Genomic DNA, 25500 nt, shown 5'->3' on the forward strand with positions numbered 1-25500 from the left:
ACTATAAGAAATAGTTGAATATACTTATTAAACCATTCGTAGCAAGCTTTAACGTGAAAATCGCAACGAGTGGAGAGATATCAATCATACCAAGCGGCGGAATAAATCTGCGAAATGGTTCTAAATACGGTTCACAAATACGCGCAAGAATTTCTCCAAAAGTTGATTCTTTTGCACCAGGGAACCATGATAGAAGAATGTAAATAATAAGTGCCCACGAGTAGATCTCGATAGCAGTAATTAAAACGTTTAAAACTGTTACCATGGCGTATTACCACCTCTTTATATTTGTGTCTTCTTCTTCACCGAATAACTCTGAAATTGCACCAACAATATCTACATTTTCAGGGGTACACATAAATGTTTTCGGTCCTATTTTTTGAATGTCCCCGCCTATAGCGTATACAGTACCACTTAAAAAGTCAACGATACGTACAGCTTGATCAGTAGACATTCGTTGTAAATTAATCACAACAGCTCGTCTACCTTTTAAATGGTCCGAAATCCCTTGTGCTTCCGAATATGTGCGTGGTTCTAATAAAACAACTTTTGAAGATTGCTTTGCCGTTTCAATGCTCACAACATTTTGTTTCGGTTGCGCTTTTGGAAACGCAACATCTTGTTGTTCTGGCGGATCTTGCTGCTTCTTCATGTCTGTTTGCTCCTTTTCATAACTATATTGAGCTGCTTCTTTTTCTTCCGGTGTATCAAAAAAGAAGTATTTTACTTTTGACCAACTCATAATAAGATTCTCCTTCCTTTTACGCTTTTCCTACTAAAATCGTCCCCAAACGAATATATGTAGCACCTTCTTCAATTGCAATCGTGTAATCATTAGACATTCCCATTGATAATTCTTTACATGGCGCATGTAATAATTCTAGCTCCTGCACCTCTGTTTGTAGCATACACAACTCCTTAAAACAGCGTCTGATTTCTTCCTCTTCTTCTGTAAACGGAGCCATTGTCATTAGTCCCACCACTTCAATCTTATCCAATTCTTGCAAACTTTGAATAAAAGAAACGGTTTCTTCTATTGCCAATCCTTGCTTTGATTCTTCAGATGATGTTTTCACTTGAATAAAACATTTCACTTTCTTATCAGCACGTTTTTGAATTTCTTTTGCAAGTGAAAGACGATCTAACGAATGTAAATAATCAATTTCATTAATGATTTCTTTTACTTTTCTCGTTTGTAATGATCCAATAAAATGCCAATTCACTTTTGAACCGAAATGTTCGTACTTCTGTAAGAAACTTTCATTTCTATTTTCACCTAAATCGATAATTCCAGCTTCAATTACTTCGTTTGTTTTTTCAATTCCTACCGTTTTTGTAACCGCAACGAGTTTAATATCTTGCAACGAACGTCCCGCTCGTACGCAAGATTGTTTAATTGCTTCATTTACAGTTGTTAAATTTTTTTGTACTGTCACTTGCTTTCTTCCTCCTTAAAACCTATGAAACTCAACATTCTTCCTGTCTTACCTTGATCACGACGATGAGAGAAAAATAGTTGTTCTTCACAGCTTGTACAAAGAGATGACATTACAATATTCTCTTCTTTTATGCCTGATTGTACACATAATATACGATTAATTTCTTTTAAATTAATTGCGTACTGCCCATCAGAAATTTTTTTATAAGGGACAGAGCCGTTTACTACTTGCTCTGCTGCTGTTAACACTCGATCATCAACAACGTAACAACAAGATCCAATTGCTGGTCCAATTGCAACATGAATTTCATCACTTGAAATCCCTTCTGCATTCCATTTTTGAATCATTTCCTTTGCAATCTCTTTTACAGTCCCTTTCCATCCAGCATGCGCAAGTCCTATCATACCATGTGATGGTGCATAAAAATAGAGTGGAACACAATCCGCGTAACATGATGTTAGAAGAACATCATTATTAGTCGTATAAATGCCATCTGTTTTTGAAATGCCGTCTTCATATGAATAGACGCCACTTCCTTTTTCCTGTTGTCCTACTTTTTCAACATGATGATCATGAACTTGTTCAGAGCAAATCCAGTTTTCTAATGGTTTTTGTAACTTATTTGCTAAAATGCGTCTGTTTTCATGAACGTTCTCCACGATATCATTCACATGTAATCCTAAATTCATCGCATGATAGGAGCCCGTACTTACCCCACCATCTTTTGTCGTAAATCCAGCAGTAATGTTTCCAAGTTCTTTCCACGCTTGTAAATACAGTATACCGTCCACATATTTAAATGGTTGTCTCATAAAGTGACTCCTTTTAATTAAAATAACATAAAAAAGCATGGTACTTCCTGTCTATTTTACCATACTTTTATTTTTTCATAATGCCAACAGAAAAAAAAGAGGAATTTGTAATATTCTTTATGAAATTGTCGGTGTTTGTATTGATTCTGTTACAGAATTAACAGGATTTACTCTAACAAGTATGACATCTTCCCCAATTTTCATAATTTCCTCCCAAGGAATTACAATTTCTACATCCTTCCCAAAGATCCCTAACATACGTGCCTGTTTGGAAATAATAATAGACCCGATCTTCCCTGTGTTCATATCAATTTCAATATCTCCAATATTCCCAAGCCTTTTTCCATCTGAAACATTTATTATCTCTTTCATCTGCAACTCCGAAATTCTTATCATTTTCATCCTCTCCCTTATATATGACGAATTGAAAAAACACTGTTTCTCAAATTAACAGGAAGCACCCTCTACTAATCCCATATTATTTTCATTATATGAACACAGCTTCCCTACTATGAGCGAAGACAAACTATATTACATATAAAAAGGTTTCACCATAAATGGTGAAACCTTATCCTTGAATCGTCTTATTCATTTGTTTAATAGCTGATTTCTCTAAACGTGACACTTGTGCTTGAGAAATCCCAATTTCTTCTGCAACTTCCATTTGTGTCTTTCCTTGAAAGAAACGTTTTCGAATAATCATTTTCTCACGATCATTTAAACGCTTCATCCCTTCTTTCAGTGCTAACTCTTCAACCCACTGCTCGTCCTTTTGTTTTTCATCACTTAACTGATCCATAACAAAGATAGGATCTCCCCCATCGTTATAAATCGGTTCAAATAATGAAACTGGATCTTGAATCGCATCTAATGCAAAAACAATTTCTTCATGAGTCACTTCAAGCACTTTTGCAATATCCATTGCTGTTGGTTCTTTTGAATTTTCTGCAATCAATTTCTCTCTTACTTGTAACGCTTTATACGCAATATCTCGTAATGATCGAGATACGCGAATCGGATTATTATCACGCAAATATCTGCGTATTTCCCCAATAATCATCGGCACAGCATACGTTGAAAATTTTACATTTTGGCCTAAATCAAAGTTATCAATGGATTTCATAAGTCCGATGCAACCAACTTGAAATAAATCGTCAACATATTCTCCTCTGTTATTAAATCTTTGGATGACGCTCAGTACAAGACGTAAGTTTCCATTCACTAATTTCTCTCTTGCGCTTATCTCTCCACTTTGCATTTCACGAAATAATTTACGCATTTCATCATTTTTTAGTACGGGAAGTTTAGCTGTATCAACACCGCAAATTTCTACTTTGTTTCTCGTCAAAGTGTTCCCTCCTATCGGGAGTTGCTGTACAGTGTAAAGTATTTCCTTTGAAGGGGATTTTATGCATGCGGTTTTCTCTTCATTTTTCATTTTCTTTGTCTCTTCTCATACAACGAAAGAGAATAAGACCAGCCTAGATAACGGCTGGTCTTATTCTTTACACCATTTTATTAAATTCTTTTCGTAATCTTTTTATGATTCTTTTTTCTAAACGCGAAATGTATGACTGTGAAATCCCAAGCATATCCGCCACATCTTTTTGCGTCTTTTCCTCTTCTCCAGCAAGCCCAAACCGAAGTTCCATAATTTGTTTTTCACGATCATTTAATTGATGCAATGCTTTCATTAGAAGATGACGATCTACAGTAGCTTCTAAATCTTTTGTAATAATATCATCATCTGTACCTAATACATCTGATAACAAAAGTTCATTCCCATCCCAATCAATGTTAAGCGGTTCGTCAAAAGAAACTTCTGAACGATTTTTATTATTCCGACGCAAATGCATTAAAATTTCATTTTCTATACAACGTGAGGCATATGTCGCTAATTTTATTTTCTTTTCCGGATTAAATGTATTCACTGCTTTAATAAGGCCGATTGTTCCTATACTAATCAAATCTTCAATATTTATCCCTGTATTTTCAAACTTTCTTGCTATATATACAACTAAGCGTAAGTTGCGTTCAATCAGTAACGATCTTGCTGCCTGATCTCCTTTTGGCAATTTATTCAAAAGAACTTCCTCTTCTTCTTTCGTTAACGGTGGTGGCAACGCTTCACTTCCACCGATATAATAAATTTCATCGGTCTTAATTCCTAATTTCAACAATACTTTATACCAAAGGTATACTAAATAAAATTTTAATTTCATCATATTATCCCGCCTCCCATTATTAAGCAATTACCATTTTTTGCGAAATTAACATTTTCGGATGCACAATACATTGATACTCTCCATTGGTTGACAACTGTTGTGTATTCAATCCAATCAATACTTTGCTGACTACAATAGAACTACCTTCATGATAAATTTGCACACTGTCTGGCTTAATTGCCCATAAAAATTGATTCTCTACTCCTACTGCTCTGAAAGGAATTAAGCGTAATTTTGTCGCCCAGCCAGAATCATTTTCTGGTATTTGAGGAATCTCTGTTTTGGAATAAATTTGTTCTGTTAACCAAACTGGCAAGCAATGCTCTAATGATGAAATATGCATAATCATAACGGGTGTTTTTGTTAACGGGTCGTAAAGTTGGTTCCCACTATCAATTAAACCTGCGAGTTCTAGTTCCTCTTCAGCTAATTGAATTTTCAATTTCACAATTTGGTCATAGTGTATTTTTGTAACCTCTACGCTTTCAATACGCTTTTTAGAAAAATAATAAATTACTGGAAAACCAAAAACAACAAACAACCAGCTAATTGGATCACCGTAAGAAATTGATTGAGATTGAACCAATCCATTTACCATTTCATTCGTTTGCAAAAAGAAATGAGTCCCAATTAACCCTCCGCCAACCATAAAGGTTACAAAGTAAAAAGTAAAAACAGTTTGTGCATAGTTTCTAAACGTTGTAAACCCAAATGCTGTATACACAATAAGTAACGAGTACAGTAGTTTCATAATTGGATGTGTCATCATAGAAGCAAAAGGAGTAAAGGCAAAAATAACAATGGTTGAACCTATAAATGCCCCTAACACAAGCCTCCATCTTTTGATCTTCTTTTTTAACACGGTTGCTGTTAATAAAAGTAAAAGAAAATCAATGCAGGCGTTTAACAACCAAACAACGTCGGCGTAAACAACCAAACAATTCACCTCTTTTTTTAAGTTGAGACTAGTATAATGCATATCCAATAGGAAAGTGTGTCAATTTGCGGAGGTGTTTTTTTGTTATTTTGTGCTTTCTAGACAAAATCTGTCGGTAAAAAATAAAAGTATATGTTTCATAGAATACTATATCTTTTTACTTATATATTAAGTGAAACTTTAATCACCCCGCACGAATCAGGCTGCCCAGCAAATAGCGGGATAAATCGAAATATATAAAATAAAAAAAGACCTGCTTAGCAGATCTTTTCCCTGTATAAAACAAAAAAGGAGCATAAAAACTCCTTTTCTTTTATCGTCTACGACGGTTACGTAAGAATGCTGGAATATCGATGTCATCTGAATCTGTATGACGCTCATGCACAACCGGCTCTTCACGTTTCATTTCACGCTTAACTTCACGTTGTTTTGAAGGTTGAGCTACTTGCTGTTGCTGTTGTTGCGTGTGATTCGCAGTCGGACGGATAATTGGTTTTGGTGGCTGCGTCGAAGCACTATCATCAAAACCAGTTGCAATTACAGTTACAACGATATCATCTTTTAATCCTTCATTAATAACAGAACCGAAGATCATATTTACTTCTGGATCTGAAGCTGAAGCTACAATGTCTGCCGCTTCTTGTACTTCATATAAGCTTAAGTTAGCTCCACCCGTAATGTTCATGATAACACCTTGAGCTCCATCAATAGATGTTTCTAATAATGGACTAGAAATCGCTTTTTTCGCAGCTTCAGCAGCACGATTTTCTCCATTACCAGAACCAATACCCATTAAAGCAGAACCTCTATTAGACATAATTGTCTTTACGTCTGCGAAGTCTAAGTTAATTAAACCTGGTGTTGCAATTAAATCAGAAATACCTTGAACACCTTGACGTAATACGTTATCTGCTTCACGGAATGCTTCTAACATCGGCGTATTTTTATCAACAATCTCTAATAAGCGATCGTTTGGAATTACAATAAGCGTATCTACATTTTCTTTAAATGCCGCAATACCAGATGCTGCTTGCGTTGCACGTTTACGTCCTTCAAATGTAAATGGACGTGTCACAACACCAACTGTTAATGCACCTAATTCTTTTGCAACTTGAGCAACAACTGGAGCTGCACCAGTTCCAGTTCCGCCGCCCATACCAGCAGTTACGAAGACCATATCCGCACCACGAAGTGCTTCTTGGATCTGTTCTTTACTTTCTTCTGCAGCTTTTTTCCCTACTTCAGGGTTTGCACCTGCACCAAGTCCACGTGTTAATTTTCCACCAATTTGCATTTTTGTTTCAGCTTTTGATAGATTTAATGCTTGTGCATCAGTATTCACAGCGATAAAGTCTACACCTTGTACACCGTGTTCAATCATACGGTTTACAGCATTGTTTCCGCCACCGCCGACACCGATAACTTTTATATTCGCTAATTGATCTTGAGTAGTATCAAACTCTAACATGTCGAAATCCCCCTAGAACCTCATTTTTCGTGTCCAATTTTAATCCCATAAATAACGGAATACACGTTTTACTTTTGACATCATACGTTCATCATTTTGATTATTATTGTTTTGATTACGAGTTTTTTGTTTCGCAGGTTGCTGTTGTACCGGCGTTGGTGCTGGTGCTGGTACTGGTTCAAAATGTTCTTGCTTTTCCTGCACATTTTTCCCACGTAATTTAGCTTTTTGATAAGAATGTTTAATTAATCCTACTCCACTTGTATATTGGGGCTCACGCACACCAATATAATCAGGAGTCGCTATACGAACATTTTCATGTAAAATATCATATGCAAGATCAAGAACACCCGGCATAGAAGCAATTCCACCAGTTAGTACATAGCCAGAAGCTACTTGCTTTACTCCTAACTTACGCACTTCATCTTGAACAAACATTAAAATTTCCTCTACACGAGCCTCTATTATATCCGATAATTCCAACTGAGAATATTGTTCTGTTTGATCGCTTCCCATAATAGGAACCGTAAACATCTCTTCTTCAGATGCTGTATCATAAAAAGCATGTCCATATTTCAACTTTATTTGATCTGCATTGTCTGTTGAAGTTTTCAACCCAATCGCAATATCCTTCGTTATATGGTCTCCACCTAACGGTAATACGCTCGTCGCTTGTAACTCTCCATCTTTAAAAATAGATAAAGTTGTAGATCCTCCCCCCATATCAACAAGGGCTACTCCTCTATGTTTCTCATCTGAAGATATAGCAACTGTTGCAGCCGCTAAAGGTTGAAGACAAATATCAACTATTTCAAGACCTGCTTTTTCTACACAACGAAGTAGGTTATGTAGTAAAGTTCTCGAGCCTGTTATAAGTGTACCTTCCATTTCTAATCTTACACCGATCATCCCGCGTGGATCGTTAATCTCGTCAAGACCGTCTACGATGAACTGTCGAGGTACCACATCAATAAACTCACGCTCTGGAGCAATTGACACAACTTGTGCTGCATCTAGAACGCGTAAGACATCTTCATTCCCGATTTCACGATCTTCATTTGAAACAGCGACTACTCCGTGACAAGGAAGTAGCTGTACCTGGTTTGCATTGACACCTACTACAACTTGCTCAATGTGGATTCCCACCATGCGCTCAGCTTGTTCAATTGCTTTTTTAATTGATCGAACAGTCTCGTCTATATCAACTATCGATCCCTTCTTTAAACCATTTGATTTTACATTTCCAACACCAATAATGTTTAAGCTGTCATTAACCATTTCACCAATGATGACTTTAACATTGGATGTACCGATGTCAAGACTAACATATATTTCATTGCTGTTCATTCTTTGGCACCTCCTTCTTTATTTATACCATACAACTCAATATATGGAACAACAATCGCAACTTTACTATTTATAAGAAAAATATTCAACGTCTTTATACGTTTCCCTTTTTTAACCCTATATTTTTCTTATTTTTATTTAACATTCATTTAAGAATATCGCAGTAAACTGTGAATAACTGCTTATCTTGAAATAATTCTATTTCAAGTGTAAAGATTACCGCCAAGTATAAGTCTACACTAAGATGTACTCATAGAAAAGTGAAACTTGTACCAATCCTAGTATGAATCTAAGAATTTTTACATCTTTTTCATCAAATGAACCATTCTTGTAAATTCAGATGCATTCAATAGAACGTTCGTTTCGTTTTTTCTACAGGGACGTAGTAAAAACTATCGTTCTATTCTTTTTTTTCTTCCGCTCCTAATTCTTTCGTATATGCCCCTACTTCTAAATCAATTAATACCTTTTTACCCGGTTCAATTGTTTTTAAGATAAGCGGATAAGCTTCCATACGCTTTGCGAAATTTTGAATCGTAGTGCTCACTTCGTACCCTTCGTTCATATATAAAGTAAGGTGATCTTCATTCGCATTCGTCGGTGAATAACGAATTTCAGAAATAGACCTTAAAATAGTTGGTGTTAATTTTTCAAGCTCAGCAATTAACTCCTTCATTTTTTCCTCTTTAAAAGGTTCAAAAATTGGTGCTGCAACAGGAAGTTTTCCGTTCGGAAGTACATCAAGTGTTTTCCCGTTCTCTAGTAACGGTTGTAATTTCCCATCTTTGTTTATATAACCAATCGTTAAATATTCTTCAATATGAACATCAATTTTATTTGGAAAACGTTTTTTTACATTTACTGCTTTAATTTCTTTTCGTTTCGTTAGGTTTTCTTCTGCTTTATGTGCTGTCACTCGGAAATAACTTGTATCATACGTCACACCTGATTCCTTCATCACTTGTTCATCTGTCATATAATGATTTCCAAACACACTTATCTTTTTGATATTGCTTAGCGGAGACCGAAAATAAATTAAAAAGAGCACTAATAAAAATAAAATTGATATGTATAAAATCAACCGATGATTAACATTTTTCTTGTTTTTCTTCTGTTGATTTTTTAACTTTGGTACACGATCCTGTAGTTTAATCACTTTACTATTTTTCATGTACGATCCCCCTACGTAACATAAAAAACGGCATGTTCCTCATGCCGTTCTTATCTTCTTATTATAACATAAATGATAATGAGCGGAACGAATAACCGTTATCTTCCAATGATTTCTACTTCTGTATGCATTTCTACGCCAAATTTATCCTTGATTGTTTGTTTTATTAATGCAATTAAAGATAAGACATCTTGCGCACTGGCTCCCCCAGTGTTAATAATAAAATTCCCATGCATTTCAGAAATTTGAGCTCCGCCTATTTGATAACCACGAAGCCCCGCCTTTTCTATTAAGTCTCCTGCAAAGTATGGGATTGGATTCCGAAATATGCTTCCTGCACAAGGATGATTCCACGGCTGTGTTTCACGACGGTAGTCTTTATTCTTTTGCATGACGCTTACGATTCCCTCACTCTCTCCTACCTGCAATTGAAACTCAGCTTCCAAAACAATACCAGGACGTTTCGTTTGCAATACAGAAGTACGATAGGAAAACTCCATTTCTTCATGTGTTAACCAATCAATTGTTCCGTTTTCAAACAAAATAAGAGCTTTTGATAATATGTTTGATATATCCGATTTATGTGCTCCAGCATTCATATACACTGCACCACCAACACTTCCTGGAATACCACTGGCAAATTCCAGACCGGATAACCCTTGACGACTAAGTAAAGTTGATAATTTAATAAGGGGATACCCACCACCAACTCTTACTCTATGTTTTTCGACTTCTAAGTGGTCTAATCCTTCTCCTAAACGAATAACGACACCTTCTATACCTAGATCAGATACAAGAAGGTTCGAACCTCGACCAATTACAGTCCACTTTGTTTTATATTTTTTTACTAACTGCAACGTTTTTTCAATACTGGCAACATGCTTTGGCACAATTAAAATATCAGCTGGTCCACCTATTTTCATAGTGGTATAACGCGCTAACGCTTCATTCACTAACACGCGACCAACATTTGCTTCTATAAGCTCATTTACTAATTGCTCCATAAACAATCTCCCCCATACTAAGTATCCTTATTACAGTAGTATGCAGGGCGTTCACCTAACGTTATTTTTTTACAAGCTTATTCATTACTTCATACAGCTTATTTGCTGCATCTGGAATACCTAATTGCCCCGCAGCCAGCTTCATATTTTGTAATGTTTGTGCATCTAATAAAATCTCATCAATATCACGAATAAGCGTTTCTGCTGTTAAGTCTTTTTCAAGCAACATTTTTGCTGCTCCTTTATCGACAACGGAACGTGCATTCTTTTCCTGATGGTTATTTGTTACGTAAGGACTAGGTATTAACACACTTGGCTTACCTAACGCGGTTAATTCTGCAAGTGTTGTTGCCCCCGCTCTTGAAACAACAAGATCTACCCCTGTAAGTACCTCTGGCATATTATGAATGAAAGGTTTAATAATAACATTATTCGGATTCCCTTTTTGCTTCACTGCTTCCATCACTTTGTCATAATGAACTTCACCTGTTACATACAATATTTCGTAACTTTTATTTCCAAACTGTTCAATTGCCTCTACGAAAGCATCGTTAATCGGTCTAGCCCCACGACTTCCACCAAAAATAAGTACCGATTTTTTAGGAAGAGATAAACCTACTGAACGTTTTCCTTTCATTCCATTCTGATCCATTACTTCTGATGCTCTTGGATTTCCTGTCATCACCACTTTTGACTGTGGAAAATGTTCTGCAGCCGCTTCAAAACAAACCGCAACTTTATCAACATAGCGGCTTAAAAATTTATTCGTTACACCAGGTACACTATTTTGTTCATGTACAATGGTTGGAATACCTAATTTTGCTGCAGCATATACAACTGGTCCACATACATATCCACCCGTTCCAATCACAATATCCGGATTAAAACGACGAATATATCGTTTACTATCTTGTACACCCTTTAGGAAACGCATCACCGTTTTCACGTTATCTAACGATATTTTACGCTTAAATCCACTTATAACAATAGATTGAAACGGTATGCCTGCTTTTGGAACGATTGTGCTCTCTAATCCACTCTCCGTACCAATATATAAAAACCTTGCTTCCGGATTTAATTTTTTTATTTCTCTTATTAGAGCAAGAGCCGGATAAATATGACCTCCAGTGCCCCCACCACTTACTAATACACGCACTACTAACTCCTCCGCTTCTCTTTTCTTATTTCAGTCGTATTTATTTCTATATACATCATGTTTCTTCGCGCACATACGAAAAACCCTGTCTTATAAAACAGGGTTTAGTAGCGAGAATGGCGACTTATATTTAATAATACACCTACTGCCATTAACATTAATGTCAAACTTGATCCACCATAACTTAAAAACGGCAAAGTAATACCTGTTACAGGCATCAATCCTGTTACAACACCAACATTAATCATTACTTGAATCGCAATCATCGCCACAATACCTACTGCTAAAAACGTACCATATAAATCTGGCGCTCCTAAAGCTATACGAATCCCACGCCATAATAATAGACTAAATAATAATAACACAAATGAACCACCAATAAAACCTAATTCCTCGGATAAGATTGCAAATATAAAGTCTGTTTGCGGTTCAGGTAAATAAAGAAACTTTTGTCTACTTTGTCCAAGTCCAAGCCCGAATAATCCACCAGGTCCAATTGCGAGTAACGATTGAATAATTTGAAATCCACTTCCAAGCGGATCTGACCACGGATCTAAATATGATGTAATACGTTTCATTCGATACGGTGCTGATGCAATTAGCCCTACAAATCCTGCTACACCAAGCAAACCAAACATTGCAAAGTGAAAGACCCTTGCTCCCGAGATAAATATCATAATAATACATGTCCCAACCATTACCGTTCCTGTGCCAAGATCTGGCTGTAACATAATCATCCCAAAAGCAAGAAATACAAAACTAAGAGCTGGCAGTAAACCACGTTTAAAAGAGGTAATTAATTTTTGTCGTTCCGCTAAAAATTTTGCTAAAAAAATAATCATCGCAAACTTCATAAATTCTGACGGTTGAATGGAAAATGCCCCGATTCCAATCCAACTTCGCGCTCCTCCTCGAACAAGTCCTACCCCAGGAACAAGAACAAGAATAAGAAGAATGAAGCAAACTAGCAAAATTACTTTTGAATACGTACGCCACACCCAATAATCAATTTTCATAATTAAAAACATTGCCACTACACCAATACTTGCAAATAGCAATTGCCTTTTTGCAAAAAAGAATGAGTCCCCCATTTTATAAGAGGCCCAAACCGCACTCGCACTATACACCATAACCATTCCGATTGTTAACAACGCAAGTGTAACGATGATGAGAATAAAATCAGGGGTTTTCTTCATTACCCATAAACACCACCTCTTTAGGCAGAAACTTTTGCCCTATGTAACAAAACATCAGTAGGTATTAGCCTACTGATGTTTTGATTTACTTTATATAAGTTTATGCACAGCTTGTATAAACATGTCTCCTCTTTCTTCAAATGTTTTAAATTGATCCCAGCTTGCACATGCTGGAGAAAGAAGAATTACATCGCCATCTGTAGAATGAGCATAAGCTTTCACTACCGCTTCATCTAAAGTATCGACACTTTCAATTGTATCTAATCCCGCTTTTTCTGCAGCTCTTACTAATTTTGGAGCTGTTTGTCCAAATGTCACAATTGCTTTTACATTTTTGAAATACGGAATTAAATCATCGAATTCATTTCCACGATCAAGCCCACCTGCTAATAACACAATCGGTTGTGTAAACGCAGATAATGCTTTCTCAGTCGCTAACATATTCGTTGCTTTTGAATCATTATAAACCTTACGATTGTTAATAGTTGTTACATATTCTAAACGATGTTTTACACCTGTAAAACGTTTTAACACCGCCGTAATCGCTTCATTAGAAACACCTAATAATTTTGCGATACTCATCGCTGCTAAAATATTTTCTAAATTATGTTGACCAGGTAAAACGATATCGCCTACTTCAACAACTTTTTCACCTTTAAAACAAAGAGCATTCTCTTTTATACACGCACCATCTTCAATTTCTTTCGTTGTCGAGAATAGTACTTTTTGCCCTTTACTATAAGCAGATAAAGCCATCACATCTGCATCATCTGCATTTATTACACTATAATCATTTTCTGTTTGGTTTTTAAAAATATTTGCTTTTGCTAAACCATATTCCTTCTTCGTCCCGTGATAATCTAAGTGGGCCTCAAATAAATTTAAAAACGCAGCAATTTTAGGTTGGAACAATTCTACTCCCATCAGTTGAAACGATGAAAGTTCTGTAACTACAACTTCATTTTCTTTTGCATCCTGTGCTACTTCACACGCTACAGTTCCTATGTTCCCTGCAATTACAGGATGCTTTTGTCCTTCTTTTAGCATTTCAAATGCAAGCATTGTCGTCGTCGTTTTACCGTTAGACCCCGTAATCCCAACAAATGGCGCTTCTGAAATACGATATGCTAATTCAACTTCCGTAACAATTGGAATTTGCTTCTCTTTCGCAGCAACTAATATTGGATTAGAATACGGGATTCCTGGATTTTTTACTACAAGAGAAATATTTCTCTCTAACAATTCTAAAGGATGACCACCGCATACAACGTCCATTCCTTTTGCTTGTAATTCTGCAGCAAGTACATTATCCGCTAAAGGCTTTCCGTCATTTACAATTACATTTGCCCCTAATTTTTGTAACAGCGTAGCTGCTGCATAACCACTTTTTGCAATGCCTAATACAAGAATATTTTTATTTTGAAATTCAGTTACAGTTTTCAATTACATCCACACCCCGATATAAATTCCTAACACAGCTAATAAAAAGCCTACAGACCAAAATGTCACAACAACACGCCACTCTGACCAACCACATAATTCATAATGATGGTGTAATGGACTCATTTTAAAGACACGTTTTCCTGTTGTTTTAAAAGAAATGACCTGAATAATAACAGATAAAGTTTCCATTACGAATACTCCACCAATGATTACAAGTAGTAATTCTTGTTTTAATAAAATCGCTACAGCTGCAATGGCTCCACCTAAAGCTAAGGAACCTGTATCTCCCATAAACACTTTCGCTGGATTTGCATTGAATACTAAAAATCCAAGTACAGCTCCTACAACTGCCATACAGAATATCGCTACTCCAAATTGCTCTTGCGCTACTGCAATAATACTAAACGCTCCAAATGCAATAGCAGCTGTTCCTGATAATAAACCATCTAAACCGTCAGTTAAGTTAACTGCATTTGATCCACCAATAAGCATAAATAATACAAGTACAAAATACGCCCAACCTAGTTCAAACTTAACATCTGTTCCCGGAATCATGATGTATGTGTGGAACGCTTGCCCTTTTCCAATTAAAAAGAACGCAATAGCAATAACAAGCTGACCTACTAATTTTTGTTTTGATGTTAAACCAAGATTTCTCTTCTTAACTACCTTTATGTAGTCATCTAAAAATCCAATTAATCCGTAGCCAAATGTCACTAATAATAATAACGAAACCTCTGCACCTAAATGATTAAACTTAATCGCCATAATAAGTGAAGTTACCATCATAGATACATATATGACAATACCACCCATTGTAGGTGTCCCTGATTTTTTTTGATGTGACTTTGGTCCCTCATCACGAATACTCTGTCCGAACTTTAATTTCCTTAAAAATGGAATAAACAATGGCGAAAGGGCAACAGAAATTAAGAATGCTACCCCAGCCGTTACTAATAAACCTTGCTCAAGCACATGTAGTCCTCCTCTCACGTTGTTACTCTTCGTTGTTTAAACGCTCTGTAATTGCTTCTTTAGCGACTTCACGATCGTCAAAATGATGAACGTCTTTACCAATAATTTGATACGTTTCATGACCCTTACCAGCAATAATGATGATATCTTCAGCTTTCGCGTTAGCAATTGCATGGTATATCGCTTCTTTTCTATCAATAATTACTTCATAATTATTCCCATTTGCACCCTGCACCATATCATCTAAAATAGCCCCTGGCTCTTCACTTCTTGGATTATCTGAAGTGTAAATTGCATGAGTTGCATATTTTGTTGCAACATTTGCCATAATTGGTCTCTTTGTTCGATCTCTATCTCCACCACAACCGACGATGCAATATACATCGCCTTTTGCAAACTGTTTTGCTGTTTTTAATACATTCTCTAAGCTATCTGGTGTATGTGCATAATCAACAATAACTGTATAATTTTGTCCACCATCAACTACTTCAAAACGTCCTGGAACTCCAGCTAGTTGCTTTATTACATCAATAACCGTTTCTAAACTTACACCAGAAACAAGTCCTGCCGCTGTTGCCGCTAGTACGTTATATACATTAAATTTCCCAATCAATTTCATCGTAACATTTACACTTTCATACGGTGTTACAAGCGTAAATGTAGTTCCACCACTCGTCATAACGATATCTTTGGCCATAATATCACTTGTTGTATCAATTCCATACGTTACAACAGTTGCCGCAGTACTTCTCATATATTCCGCAGTTACAGCATCATCGTTATTCAGTACCGCGTACTTTTCACGATCATGGTTATAACTATTGCCAAGTTGTGCAAATAGCAACCCTTTTGCATGTTTATATTCTTCCATCGTTTTATGATAGTCTAAATGATCTTGTGTTAAATTTGTAAACACTGCTACATCGTAATCACATCCGTGTACACGACCAAGATCTAAAGCATGTGACGAAACTTCCATTACTGTACTATCTACACCGTGCTCAACCATTTTTAAAAACGTCTGTTGAAGTGTTAGTGCATCTGGTGTTGTATTTTTCACCTCAAATGTTTCATCACCGATTTTCATATTAATCGTTCCAATTAGCCCCGTTTTATGACCATGTGCGCGCATAATCTCATCCATAATATGCGATGTTGTTGTCTTTCCATTTGTACCTGTAATTCCGATTAAATGTAACTTGTGTGTTGGTTGACCATAAAAATAATCAGCTAAAACCGCTAACGAACGAAAAGTGTTTTTCACAAGTACAACTGGAACGTCAACATCAATTGGTCTTTCCGCAACAATAGCAGCCGCTCCTTGTGCCGCTGCTTGCTTAGCAAAATCATGGCTATCAACCGTATATCCTTTCATACATACAAATAAGCTTCCCTCTTTCACTTTACGTGAATCAGCTTCTATAGATGTGATTTCTGGATTTTCTTTTGGAACAACTGGAAAATCATGCAAACATGATAAAAGTGTATGCAACTTCATTTCACTAAACCCTCTCTACATTGTGTATTTATCTCTTTTTTAATAAGCAACACGTTACCTCCTAAATATGTAAAATAGGAGGTAAGTGCTACTGTGTCTAATAAATAGACTTATTTATAATTGGGGCTCTTACAGCCTCAAATTAAGTAACTCTTCTATAAAGAACTCACTTCCACCAATTGTACCATAAAACGTACTAGGTTACCTTTAATTCCCGAAGTAAATTCTAATTTTTGAGCCTTCTTTCACTTTAGCTCCTGCTTCTGGGGATTGTTTAATTACTTTCTCTCCGTCTCCACTTATATCAAGCTTCAAATCGACGAGTTGTGTCTGTAAGTCTTTCTTTTTCATACCAATTAAATTCGGAACTTCCACAGTTGGTGTATCGCCCCATTTATATTCTCTCTCAACTTGTTCTTTTCTCGGTTTCACTCCCATAACAGGAAGTGCATCCCGAAGAATATTCCCAACAATTGGAGCTGCTACTACTCCACCAAATTGCGTTACACCTTTCGGATTATCAACAGCAACATAGACAACAATTTCCGGATCATCTGCTGGAGCAAAACCGATAAAAGATACTATATAATTATTCTCTAAATATTTACCATCTTTCACCTTTTGAGCCGTACCTGTTTTTCCACCTACACGATACCCATCAATGAAAGCACCTTTACCAGATCCCTTTGCTACAACATTCTCTAATGCATACCGAACTTTTTCTGAAGTTTCCTTGGAAATAACTTTTCTTTTTTCCACAGGTGTCTTTTTACTTACAACTTGATTATTTTTCGGATCAATAAATTCCTTAGCTATATACGGTTGATACAATGTCCCACCATTTACAGCCGCTGCTACTGCTGCTACTTGTTGAATTGGTGTTACAGAAACTCCTTGACCAAATGAAGTAGTTGCTTGCTCAACTGGACCGACTTTATCTAAATTAAATAAAATCCCACTACCTTCACCTTGCAAATCAATTCCGGTTTTCTGTCCAAAGCCGAAATTACGAATGTATTTAAACAATCGGTCTTTACCAAGACGATCACCAAGTTCAATAAATCCTGGGTTACATGAGTTTTGAACTACTTCTAAAAACGTTTGGCTACCATGGCCTCCCGCTTTCCAGCATTTCAATCTAGCTCCACCCACTTCAGCTGCTCCATCATCATAAAACGTATCTTTCTCTAAGTCTACTAAATTTTCATTCAAGGCTGCTGCTAACGTAATGATCTTAAATGTTGAACCAGGCTCATACGTACTCCATACTGGTAAATTTCTATTATACACTTCTGGAGAAACACTTTGAAAATCTGCTGGATCAAAACTCGGCCGACTCGACATACCTAAAATTTCACCATTTTTCGGATTCATTGCAATCGCAATCATACCATCTGGATTATATGTCGACTCTGCAATATTCATTTCTCTTTCCATAATTCTATTAATACGTGCATCAATTGTTAAACCTAAATTCAAACCAGCTTCTGGTTTTTTGAAATCATCGCCAACATTAGGCATCCTTTGGCCTTTTGCATCTGCAAAAAAACGCACATGACCTTCATCACCATTTAGCTCTTTATCATAATATTTTTCCAGTCCCATAAGACCTTGGTTATCACTACCTGCAAACCCTAATACGTGTGATAAAAAGTTGCCAAATGGATAGTACCGGATAGAGTCCTCTGCGATATAAACACCTTTCAAACTTAATCCTCGTACCTCTTTCGCTTTATCATGTGATATTTTTCTTCCACCTTTATCTAACCTTACAATCGATTCTTTTTTTGTAATCCGCTTATAAACCTCATCTTTTTCCACACCTAATACTGCAGCTAACTTCTCTGCAGTCTCTGCTGGTTTTTCAATTTGCCTCGGTACAACAAAGACAGTTGGGGCACTTTTATTCGTAGCAAGTTCCACACCATTCCGGTCTAAAATCTTCCCACGTTCAGGTTCAAAAGTAATATTACGACTCCATGAATCTTTCGCACGATCCGTTAACATATTCCCAAGAAAAAATTGCACATATCCAAGACGAATATCGATGATAGTGAAAATAAGTATACCTGATATGAGTATAAAAATAAGTCTTTTTCTAACTGTTACATTTGATACACGCATATTGGAACAAGCCTCCCTTACGCCTAGCTTGTTCCAATATATGCTTGTACTTATTTAATTAGAACTTCTTCTCTTTTACCATTACTGTTTTTCTGCTTCTTGTTGTGGTTCAAGTGGCGGTACAAGTGTTACACCTAACTCTGTACCAGGTTGTAACAATGTTCCTTCTGCCACACTTTGTTCAGTTACATATCCGGTACCAGTAGGTTTTAGGTTAAGCTTTAATGTTTTCGCTAAATTCATAACATCACGCAGTGCCCAGCCTTGTATATTTGGCATTGTAGGTTTATCTCCTACTAAGAAGACTCGGTCACCTTTTAATGTTTGCTCAGTTGCTTTTGGCACTTGCTGCTGCACTTTCCCTTCACCTAATACGATTGGACGAAGTTTTGCTTTATCAATTGCTTTTTTCGCTTCTTCCATCGTTTTCCCTGTTACATCCGGAACGACAGTTTGTTGTTCTTTCACATATTTTTTCGGGTCTTTTATTTCATTTGGCTTAATCTTTAAATACTCTAAACTATTTTTAGTTACATATTTAAAAATATCAGCTAAAGGCTGTGCGCCATTCTCATCATCTTTCAATTTCGGCTGTTTTACAGCTACATACACAACAAGTTGTGGATCGTCCATAGGTGCCATCCCTAAGAATGAGAATATATAATTCTCTCTTCCCGTCATATAGCCACCTTTTCCATCCGGAATTTGCGCTGTCCCTGTTTTACCACCAACTGAATACCCATCAACTTTATAAGCAGTTCCTGTTCCTTTCGGCGATGTAACAACACGTTCTAATAACTGTCTTACTTGCGCTGCTGTTTCTTTCGTAACAGGTTTTCCCACTTCCTCTGGCTTATGTTCTAATTTTACTTCGGCTGTTATTGGATCTACAATTTTATCAATTGTATAAGGCTTCATCATTTTTCCATCATTTGCAATAGCAGTTGCAGCTTGCACAAGCTGAATTGGCGTTACAGTAGAACCTTGTCCAAAAGCTGTTGTTACTTGCTGTATTTGTTGATCAAATACAATTGCATTTGAACCTTCACCAGGTAAATCAATATTCGTTTTTTCATCTAATCCAAAACTATGAATATACTTTCGGAAACGTTCGGGGCCAAGTTTTTGATCCCCTAAAATTGCAAACGCTACGTTGGAAGAACGCTCTACCCCTTCATCAAATGTGATAGATCCCCATCCAGCGCCACCGTTATGATCTTTTATTTTTCGGTTCCCGACTTGATATGTACCAGACTGATAATAATCTTGTCCTTTATACACACCTTCATTAATAGCTGCTGCTAACGTGAAAATTTTCATTGTTGATCCAGGTTCAAATGCATTTGCAATTGCATCATTGAAGAAATATTTAATTTGACGATCATTTGGATCATAACTAGGTTTACTAGACATCGCTAATATTTTCCCTGTTTTTGGATCCGCAACAATCCCTATTAAACTTTCTGGGTCGTAATGCTTACTTGCAGCTTTCATCGCATCTTCTAAATAACTTTGAATACGTTGATCTATCGTTAAATACGCGTTATCTCCGTTTTTAGGTGCCTCTACGTTCACTTTTCCACCGTCAAGAGACACTCCTTTACGATCGCCTGTATAAGCTACTTTGCCGTTAGAAGCACTTAAATATTTATCTAAACTTTTTTCTAAACCAAATTGCCCTACCGAAGTCCCCTCTTCATTCGGTTTAGCATGACCTATAACGTAAGATGCAAAATCACCGTTCGGATACACTCTTGCATTTTCAGTAATAAAAGATATGCCTGGCAATTTCAATGCTTCTATTTGTTCCTTCTGTTCTTTCGTCAAATCTTTACCTAGTGTTCCAAATTCGACTTGACTTTTATCTTTTTTATTTAACGTGGCTAAAATCTTCTCTTCATCTTTTCCGAGTACTCCCGCAATTTTCTTTGCAGTATCCTCTTTATTTTCAACATGATTCGCACCTTTTAATTCCGCTACAAGTTTATAAGAGTTTGCATCTTGCGCTAGTACATGACCGTTTTGATCATAAATCGTCCCGCGATTTGCTTCTAGAACTCCTTTTTTACTATGTTTTTGCTGAGCAAGTTTATCCAAATCTTGATTATGAACAGTTCCTGTTGCTTGTATGTAAAAAAATCGGGCTAACAATAGCAAAAAGAGCAGGAGGAATAAAATCATAAAATACCCTGCTCCCTTATTGGTATGAAATTTAGTCATATTTCTTTTCATTTTCCCTTCACACCTATTGCCTTATTTGAGGCCCTTCACATTATTCGCATTAATTTCTAGCCCGTGTTTTTTTGCAACTTCAGCGATTCGTTCATAGCGACTTAACTTCTCTACTTCAGCCTGTAACTCTTGATTTTCTTTTTGCTGCTGTACAATTTTTTGTTCTATCGTCGCTGCTTCTACATTAACTTGATAAAGGCCTGCTTTATTTCCAATAAACGCTACACAGGCATACAATAAAAAGCCAATAAATGCTACATACAACAGTTTTTCGATTCTTGTAATCTTCGCTTTAGCTTTTGGCTGAACCATCTGCTGTGGGGGCGTTTGAATCTGTATCTCTTCTTGCGCTTGTTGTTTGTACTTTACAGCTAAGTTACTCATACCTCTCTCCCCTTTTTATCGTTTTTCAGCGATTCTCAATTTCGCAGAACGCGCTCGATTATTTTCTTCTAACTCTATATCAGAAGGTAAAATCGGTTTTCTTGTAATAAGTTTTAATTTCGGCTTAAATTCATCAGGAATAATCGGTAATCCTGGTGGCAATTGTGGCGTTGTACTATTTCGCTTAAACGTCGTTTTACAAATACGGTCTTCTAAAGAATGGAATGTTATAACACTAACTCTTCCACCTGGCTTGACCATGTCAATTGCAGATTCCAACGCTTCTTCAAATACTTTCAATTCATCATTTACAGCAATACGGATTGCTTGGAACACTCGCTTCGCAGGATGTCCACCCGTTCTACGAGCAGGAGCTGGAATACCCTCTTTAATTAGTTCTACTAATTCTCCTGTCGTTTCAATAGCTTTATTCTCACGATACGCCTCAATTTTCCTTACTATTTGTTTTGAAAATTTCTCTTCACCATACTGGAAGAAAATTCTTACAAGTTGTTCATATGACCAGCTATTTACAACATCATATGCTGTTAATGGGGCATCTTGATCCATCCGCATATCTAACGGTGCATCATGATGATAACTAAAGCCACGCTCTGGTGTATCTAATTGTGGGGATGAAACACCTAAATCAAATAAAATACCGTCTACTTCTGTTATACCTAATTCCTGTAGTTTTTCAGATAAATAACGGAAATTACTCTTTACTGTTATGAACTGCTCACCGTATGAAGAGAATTTTTCTTTCGCATTTTGAATCGCTATCTCATCTTGATCAAACGCGATTAATCTTCCACCTTCAGTTAATTGGGATAATAAATAAGAACTATGTCCTCCTCCCCCCAGTGTACAATCTACATATGTACCATCTGGCTTTATATCTAAGCCGTCTACTGTTTCCTTCAAAAGCACTGTTACATGTTTAAACATTGTTGCACCTACTCTTTTTCCAATTAATTATGTTGAATGCATCTCCTCCCCCAAACGCATATTTCACGATTAGAGAACGAAATACTATGAAAGAACGACTCATTTAACTTGCCTACAAAGGCAGCATACTATACAAATCGCTATTTTCTTTTATTATATACTAAATTTTATCATTTTTTGCGGGAATTTAAATAAAAAACTGTCGAAAAAGATGATAATACGTTTACATTTTGTGCTATTTTGTCATATATTTAAGTATCCTGCATAATTACGATATTCACTTTTTTAAAATTAATAATTCAGAAAAATTCCACTTCACAGTAAATTCAACAGGACAAAAATAAAATCCTGCTCCTAAGAGCAAGATTCTATAGTTTTATAACATGATGTTTTCCGTCCCAAGAAAACGGTTTTTCCATTACACGATCAACGAAATCCAAACCGAACTGATTTAAATAGTAACATACATTCCACACACGCTCTTGCGGCGCCCCTAATGGACGAAGTGCAAATTGTATGCGACGGAATTTATTTAGCTGTACTTCATGTTTTTTCTCAACATTTCTTTTCAACATTCTTTCCAACAGTTCAATTTGTTCATTAATTTTGAATTCATTTTTCCCTGCAAACGCACTTAATCCAGGATCTATTTTCTTCACAAACTGTTGTAATGACGTATGGATATCAATTATTTCTTTTTTCGCCTCTACAAATCGATCATCTATCGGTTCCTCTATTTGATTAGATAACCAGTTTTCACGCAACTTATCTACGTTATTTAAAAACGGATCACTGTCTTGCAATTGCAAATCGTATAAATCTGTCGCTATATCCCTCTCTACATAAGTGATTGTAATACGCGGAACGACAGGCGGCATTTGGAAACCAATCGTATGGAAAACTTGTTGCAATTCACTCCAGTAAGCTAATTCCCCTGGTCCTCCAATAAACGCAAGCGTAGGAAATAGATACTCTTGCATAAGAGGGCGCGTTACAACATTATTACTAAAGCGTTCCGGACTTCTTTCCATCTCTTCCATCAATTCCTCATATGAAAAGGAATACGCTCCATCCTTCCCTACAAACTTCCCTTGATCGTCTTCAAGTAATACTCGCTCATTATCAATTTCCATGAATATATGTACTGCATTATACTTTGTTTCAATAATTGGTTTATATCCTAATTCTTTAATTACTTCCTGTTGGTTATGAAGCCCCTCTTGCACTTCTTTATACTTACCTATAATTCGCTTGAAAAACGGCACTTCTAATTTTCTTAATTCAGGATGATGCGAATCAACAAGAATTAAACCAGAATTAACGAACATTTTCATAATAAGATGGGCAAAGAAATCTACATACGTATTCGATTTCCCCAAAGAATCATCAATAAATTGCAGTACATCCTTTGTAAAATTCGTTTCAGGGTATGTTTTGAAAATTTCTTCAATCCACTTTCTACAGTCTTCCAAAGAAAGCTCGGACTCTGAAGCACTCGCCACTTTCGGATTACGGTCATGAAAAATAGTCTTTTTTATTTTTTTATTCTTCGTTACAAAAGTATGATTAATTTCATCCATATCATGGTCTTCACCAGCAATCCAGAAAACAGGAACGACTTTAACACCTAAACTTTCTTCCTTTTCCCTCGCAAGCTGTAAAACTGAAATAATTTTATGAATTGTATAAAGTGGTCCAGTTAATAACCCAGCTTGTTGTCCAGCTATAACAACATATGTATTTTCATCTCCAAGCGCTTTTACATTTTGAATCGTAGCTTCTCCCGCTTGTAATTTTGTATTATATTCTAATAAATGCGCTACTAAGTCTTGGCGGAAAAACTCCCTCTCACACAAATCATGTACACGCTGTTTAAAAGCATCTTCTGTTAACATATAGTCAAAACACGACTGTATCTCTTTTTTACCGTTCATATAGTCCGCTACAACACCTTGTTGCGGAACAGAGATTTCTTTTATCTCCATATAATTCTTCCTTTCGTATCCTGTTCTCTCACCAATCCACATTGTAGTCAATGTTGCACGTAAAAGCAAAGAATTACACTTATTCTTTTACTTCTAATCCTTTTATTGCATCGAACAAAAATTGCAGTGTCGGAACAGATCGTTGCTGTTTCTTAGCTTCTTCTAATACATATCCAACAATCGCACCGATTTCCGTTTGTCTATTTGCCCTTACATCTGCCAGCATAGATGATGTATTACGAGACGTTCTTTCACATACGCGATGTACCATTTTCCATACCATTTCTTTTTCTTCTTTAACAAGAAAAACGACTTCCTGAAAAACTTGCTCCATCAATCGATAAAAAAACGGGTTCGTAATCAACTCTCCGTTCTGGACTTGTAATAATGCTGTCAATGGATTGATACATACATTAACTACTAATTTTTTGTGCATGACATCCTTCCAATCATCTTCTATTTGAATCGGAAAATGAGGAAATGGAAAGCAATTAAATATTTTTTCAAAATGTATAGACTGGCCGTGCACGATTCCAAACTTCGTTACACCTATTCCCGTATGATAAACGATATGTCTTTCTTCTTTTTTTGCACCATGCTCTACAATCCCAACCGCAATATTTTTATTCCTTATTTGCTGCATAGCATGAAGGTGCGACATTCCGTTTTGCAAAAAGATTAATGAGGATTCCCCTCGCACAAAAGGTAGTATGTCAGTTATATGATATTGCTTAACAGCAATAAATATATAGTCTAGCTTCTGGTCTAGCATACTTTCTATTGGTAAAACAGGTGGGAATACGGTTTCACGTTTTTCCTCCCTCATACAAGTTACACCCGTTCTATTCAATTCCTCAGCCTGTTTAGCTGTCCTTGTAAACAACGTAACATCTTGATTACTTTTTTGTAAATAAAATGCATATAACAGACCGATAGCTCCTGGTCCCACAACTCCGATTTTCATTTTCACACAAGGAACTCATATAAATACGTTACACAAGTCCCTTTCCCTCCCCCTTTTTATCCCGCAAACGCCTGATTGGTGCGGAATCATAATTAACTAAAGGTGAACAAATCCCACCGATTACAGTTTCACTTTACCTTTCTCAATTCCATGAACATAGTTTACAATTTCATTGCTCTTTAACAAACAAAT

At 36.3% G+C, this 25500-nt stretch carries 23 protein-coding genes; all 23 read right to left on the reverse strand.

The genetic code is table 11. The features are described from left to right. Nucleotide 1 precedes the first annotated feature (1 nt). On the reverse strand, nucleotides 2-265 hold the full coding sequence (locus tag JDS82_RS01085) for a YggT family protein (RefSeq protein ID WP_000259082.1): 264 nt from the start codon (nucleotides 263-265) through the stop codon (nucleotides 2-4). 6 nt (nucleotides 266-271) lie between these two features. Further along, nucleotides 272-742 carry a cell division protein SepF gene (locus tag JDS82_RS01090; protein WP_000119131.1) on the reverse strand — a complete coding sequence of 157 codons (471 nt, stop codon included), beginning with the start codon at nucleotides 740-742 and terminating at the stop codon, nucleotides 272-274. Nucleotides 743-761: 19 nt separating this feature from the next. Continuing rightward, complete coding sequence (locus JDS82_RS01095; RefSeq protein WP_000218035.1) at nucleotides 762-1436, reverse strand: YggS family pyridoxal phosphate-dependent enzyme; 675 nt, start codon at nucleotides 1434-1436, stop codon at nucleotides 762-764. After that, entirely contained in the window at nucleotides 1433-2251 is an 819-nt protein-coding gene (gene pgeF, locus JDS82_RS01100; protein WP_001249694.1) for a peptidoglycan editing factor PgeF, read from the reverse strand. Before pgeF ends, JDS82_RS01095 begins: the two co-directional genes overlap by 4 nt. A 117-nt stretch (nucleotides 2252-2368) precedes the next feature. Next, on the reverse strand, nucleotides 2369-2647 hold the full coding sequence (locus JDS82_RS01105) for a YlmC/YmxH family sporulation protein (RefSeq protein WP_000619414.1): 279 nt from the start codon (nucleotides 2645-2647) through the stop codon (nucleotides 2369-2371). A gap of 172 nt (nucleotides 2648-2819) precedes the next feature. Next, nucleotides 2820-3599, reverse strand: coding sequence for an RNA polymerase sporulation sigma factor SigG (sigG, locus tag JDS82_RS01110; protein WP_000197753.1), 780 nt, complete (start codon nucleotides 3597-3599; stop codon nucleotides 2820-2822). Nucleotides 3600-3756: 157 nt separating this feature from the next. Further along, nucleotides 3757-4476, reverse strand: a complete 720-nt coding sequence (sigE, locus tag JDS82_RS01115; protein WP_000976947.1) for an RNA polymerase sporulation sigma factor SigE — start codon at nucleotides 4474-4476, stop codon at nucleotides 3757-3759. A gap of 19 nt (nucleotides 4477-4495) precedes the next feature. Next, entirely contained in the window at nucleotides 4496-5413 is a 918-nt protein-coding gene (gene spoIIGA / locus JDS82_RS01120) for a sigma-E processing peptidase SpoIIGA (protein ID WP_199712517.1), read from the reverse strand. A gap of 313 nt (nucleotides 5414-5726) precedes the next feature. Continuing rightward, nucleotides 5727-6881, reverse strand: a complete 1155-nt coding sequence (gene ftsZ / locus JDS82_RS01125) for a cell division protein FtsZ (RefSeq protein WP_000888983.1) — start codon at nucleotides 6879-6881, stop codon at nucleotides 5727-5729. A gap of 39 nt (nucleotides 6882-6920) precedes the next feature. Continuing rightward, the gene (ftsA, locus tag JDS82_RS01130; protein ID WP_001087543.1) at nucleotides 6921-8228 is read right to left on the reverse strand and encodes a cell division protein FtsA; all 1308 of its coding nucleotides are present in this window, start codon (nucleotides 8226-8228) and stop codon (nucleotides 6921-6923) included. A 400-nt stretch (nucleotides 8229-8628) separates the two neighbouring features. Beyond that, nucleotides 8629-9399 (reverse strand): cell division protein DivIB, encoded by a 771-nt coding sequence (divIB, locus tag JDS82_RS01135; protein WP_000798232.1) that lies wholly within the window; start codon nucleotides 9397-9399, stop codon nucleotides 8629-8631. Nucleotides 9400-9497: 98 nt separating this feature from the next. Continuing rightward, a complete protein-coding gene (gene murB / locus JDS82_RS01140; RefSeq protein WP_199712518.1) occupies nucleotides 9498-10403 on the reverse strand; it encodes a UDP-N-acetylmuramate dehydrogenase in 906 nt (301 codons plus the stop codon). Between the two features lie 61 nt (nucleotides 10404-10464). Then, a complete protein-coding gene (gene murG / locus JDS82_RS01145; protein ID WP_001265424.1) occupies nucleotides 10465-11559 on the reverse strand; it encodes an undecaprenyldiphospho-muramoylpentapeptide beta-N-acetylglucosaminyltransferase in 1095 nt (364 codons plus the stop codon). A 104-nt stretch (nucleotides 11560-11663) separates the two neighbouring features. Then, nucleotides 11664-12755: a stage V sporulation protein E gene (gene spoVE, locus JDS82_RS01150; RefSeq protein ID WP_000753517.1), complete on the reverse strand. Its 1092-nt coding sequence runs from the start codon at nucleotides 12753-12755 to the stop codon at nucleotides 11664-11666. A 90-nt stretch (nucleotides 12756-12845) separates the two neighbouring features. Next, the gene (gene murD / locus JDS82_RS01155; RefSeq protein WP_000860101.1) at nucleotides 12846-14198 is read right to left on the reverse strand and encodes a UDP-N-acetylmuramoyl-L-alanine--D-glutamate ligase; all 1353 of its coding nucleotides are present in this window, start codon (nucleotides 14196-14198) and stop codon (nucleotides 12846-12848) included. After that, the gene (gene mraY / locus JDS82_RS01160) at nucleotides 14199-15173 is read right to left on the reverse strand and encodes a phospho-N-acetylmuramoyl-pentapeptide-transferase (RefSeq protein WP_000893058.1); all 975 of its coding nucleotides are present in this window, start codon (nucleotides 15171-15173) and stop codon (nucleotides 14199-14201) included. A gap of 22 nt (nucleotides 15174-15195) precedes the next feature. Then, nucleotides 15196-16671 (reverse strand): UDP-N-acetylmuramoyl-L-alanyl-D-glutamate--2,6-diaminopimelate ligase, encoded by a 1476-nt coding sequence (gene murE / locus JDS82_RS01165; RefSeq protein WP_048565658.1) that lies wholly within the window; start codon nucleotides 16669-16671, stop codon nucleotides 15196-15198. A 207-nt stretch (nucleotides 16672-16878) separates the two neighbouring features. After that, entirely contained in the window at nucleotides 16879-18795 is a 1917-nt protein-coding gene (locus JDS82_RS01170; RefSeq protein ID WP_001266244.1) for a stage V sporulation protein D, read from the reverse strand. A gap of 81 nt (nucleotides 18796-18876) precedes the next feature. Beyond that, on the reverse strand, nucleotides 18877-21027 hold the full coding sequence (locus tag JDS82_RS01175) for a penicillin-binding protein (protein WP_000828086.1): 2151 nt from the start codon (nucleotides 21025-21027) through the stop codon (nucleotides 18877-18879). Between the two features lie 21 nt (nucleotides 21028-21048). Next, complete coding sequence (ftsL, locus tag JDS82_RS01180; RefSeq protein ID WP_000067079.1) at nucleotides 21049-21411, reverse strand: cell division protein FtsL; 363 nt, start codon at nucleotides 21409-21411, stop codon at nucleotides 21049-21051. 15 nt (nucleotides 21412-21426) lie between these two features. Then, a complete protein-coding gene (gene rsmH / locus JDS82_RS01185) occupies nucleotides 21427-22359 on the reverse strand; it encodes a 16S rRNA (cytosine(1402)-N(4))-methyltransferase RsmH (RefSeq protein ID WP_000472509.1) in 933 nt (310 codons plus the stop codon). Nucleotides 22360-22727: 368 nt separating this feature from the next. Then, on the reverse strand, nucleotides 22728-24344 hold the full coding sequence (bshC, locus tag JDS82_RS01190) for a bacillithiol biosynthesis cysteine-adding enzyme BshC (RefSeq protein WP_000403047.1): 1617 nt from the start codon (nucleotides 24342-24344) through the stop codon (nucleotides 22728-22730). Nucleotides 24345-24423: 79 nt separating this feature from the next. Further along, complete coding sequence (panE, locus tag JDS82_RS01195; protein ID WP_074651370.1) at nucleotides 24424-25314, reverse strand: 2-dehydropantoate 2-reductase; 891 nt, start codon at nucleotides 25312-25314, stop codon at nucleotides 24424-24426. Nucleotides 25315-25500 lie beyond the last annotated feature (186 nt).

Origin of the sequence: Bacillus cereus group sp. N14 (assembly GCF_016483555.1) — a bacterium.
Taxonomy (GTDB): Bacteria; Bacillota; Bacilli; order Bacillales; family Bacillaceae_G; genus Bacillus_A; species Bacillus_A wiedmannii.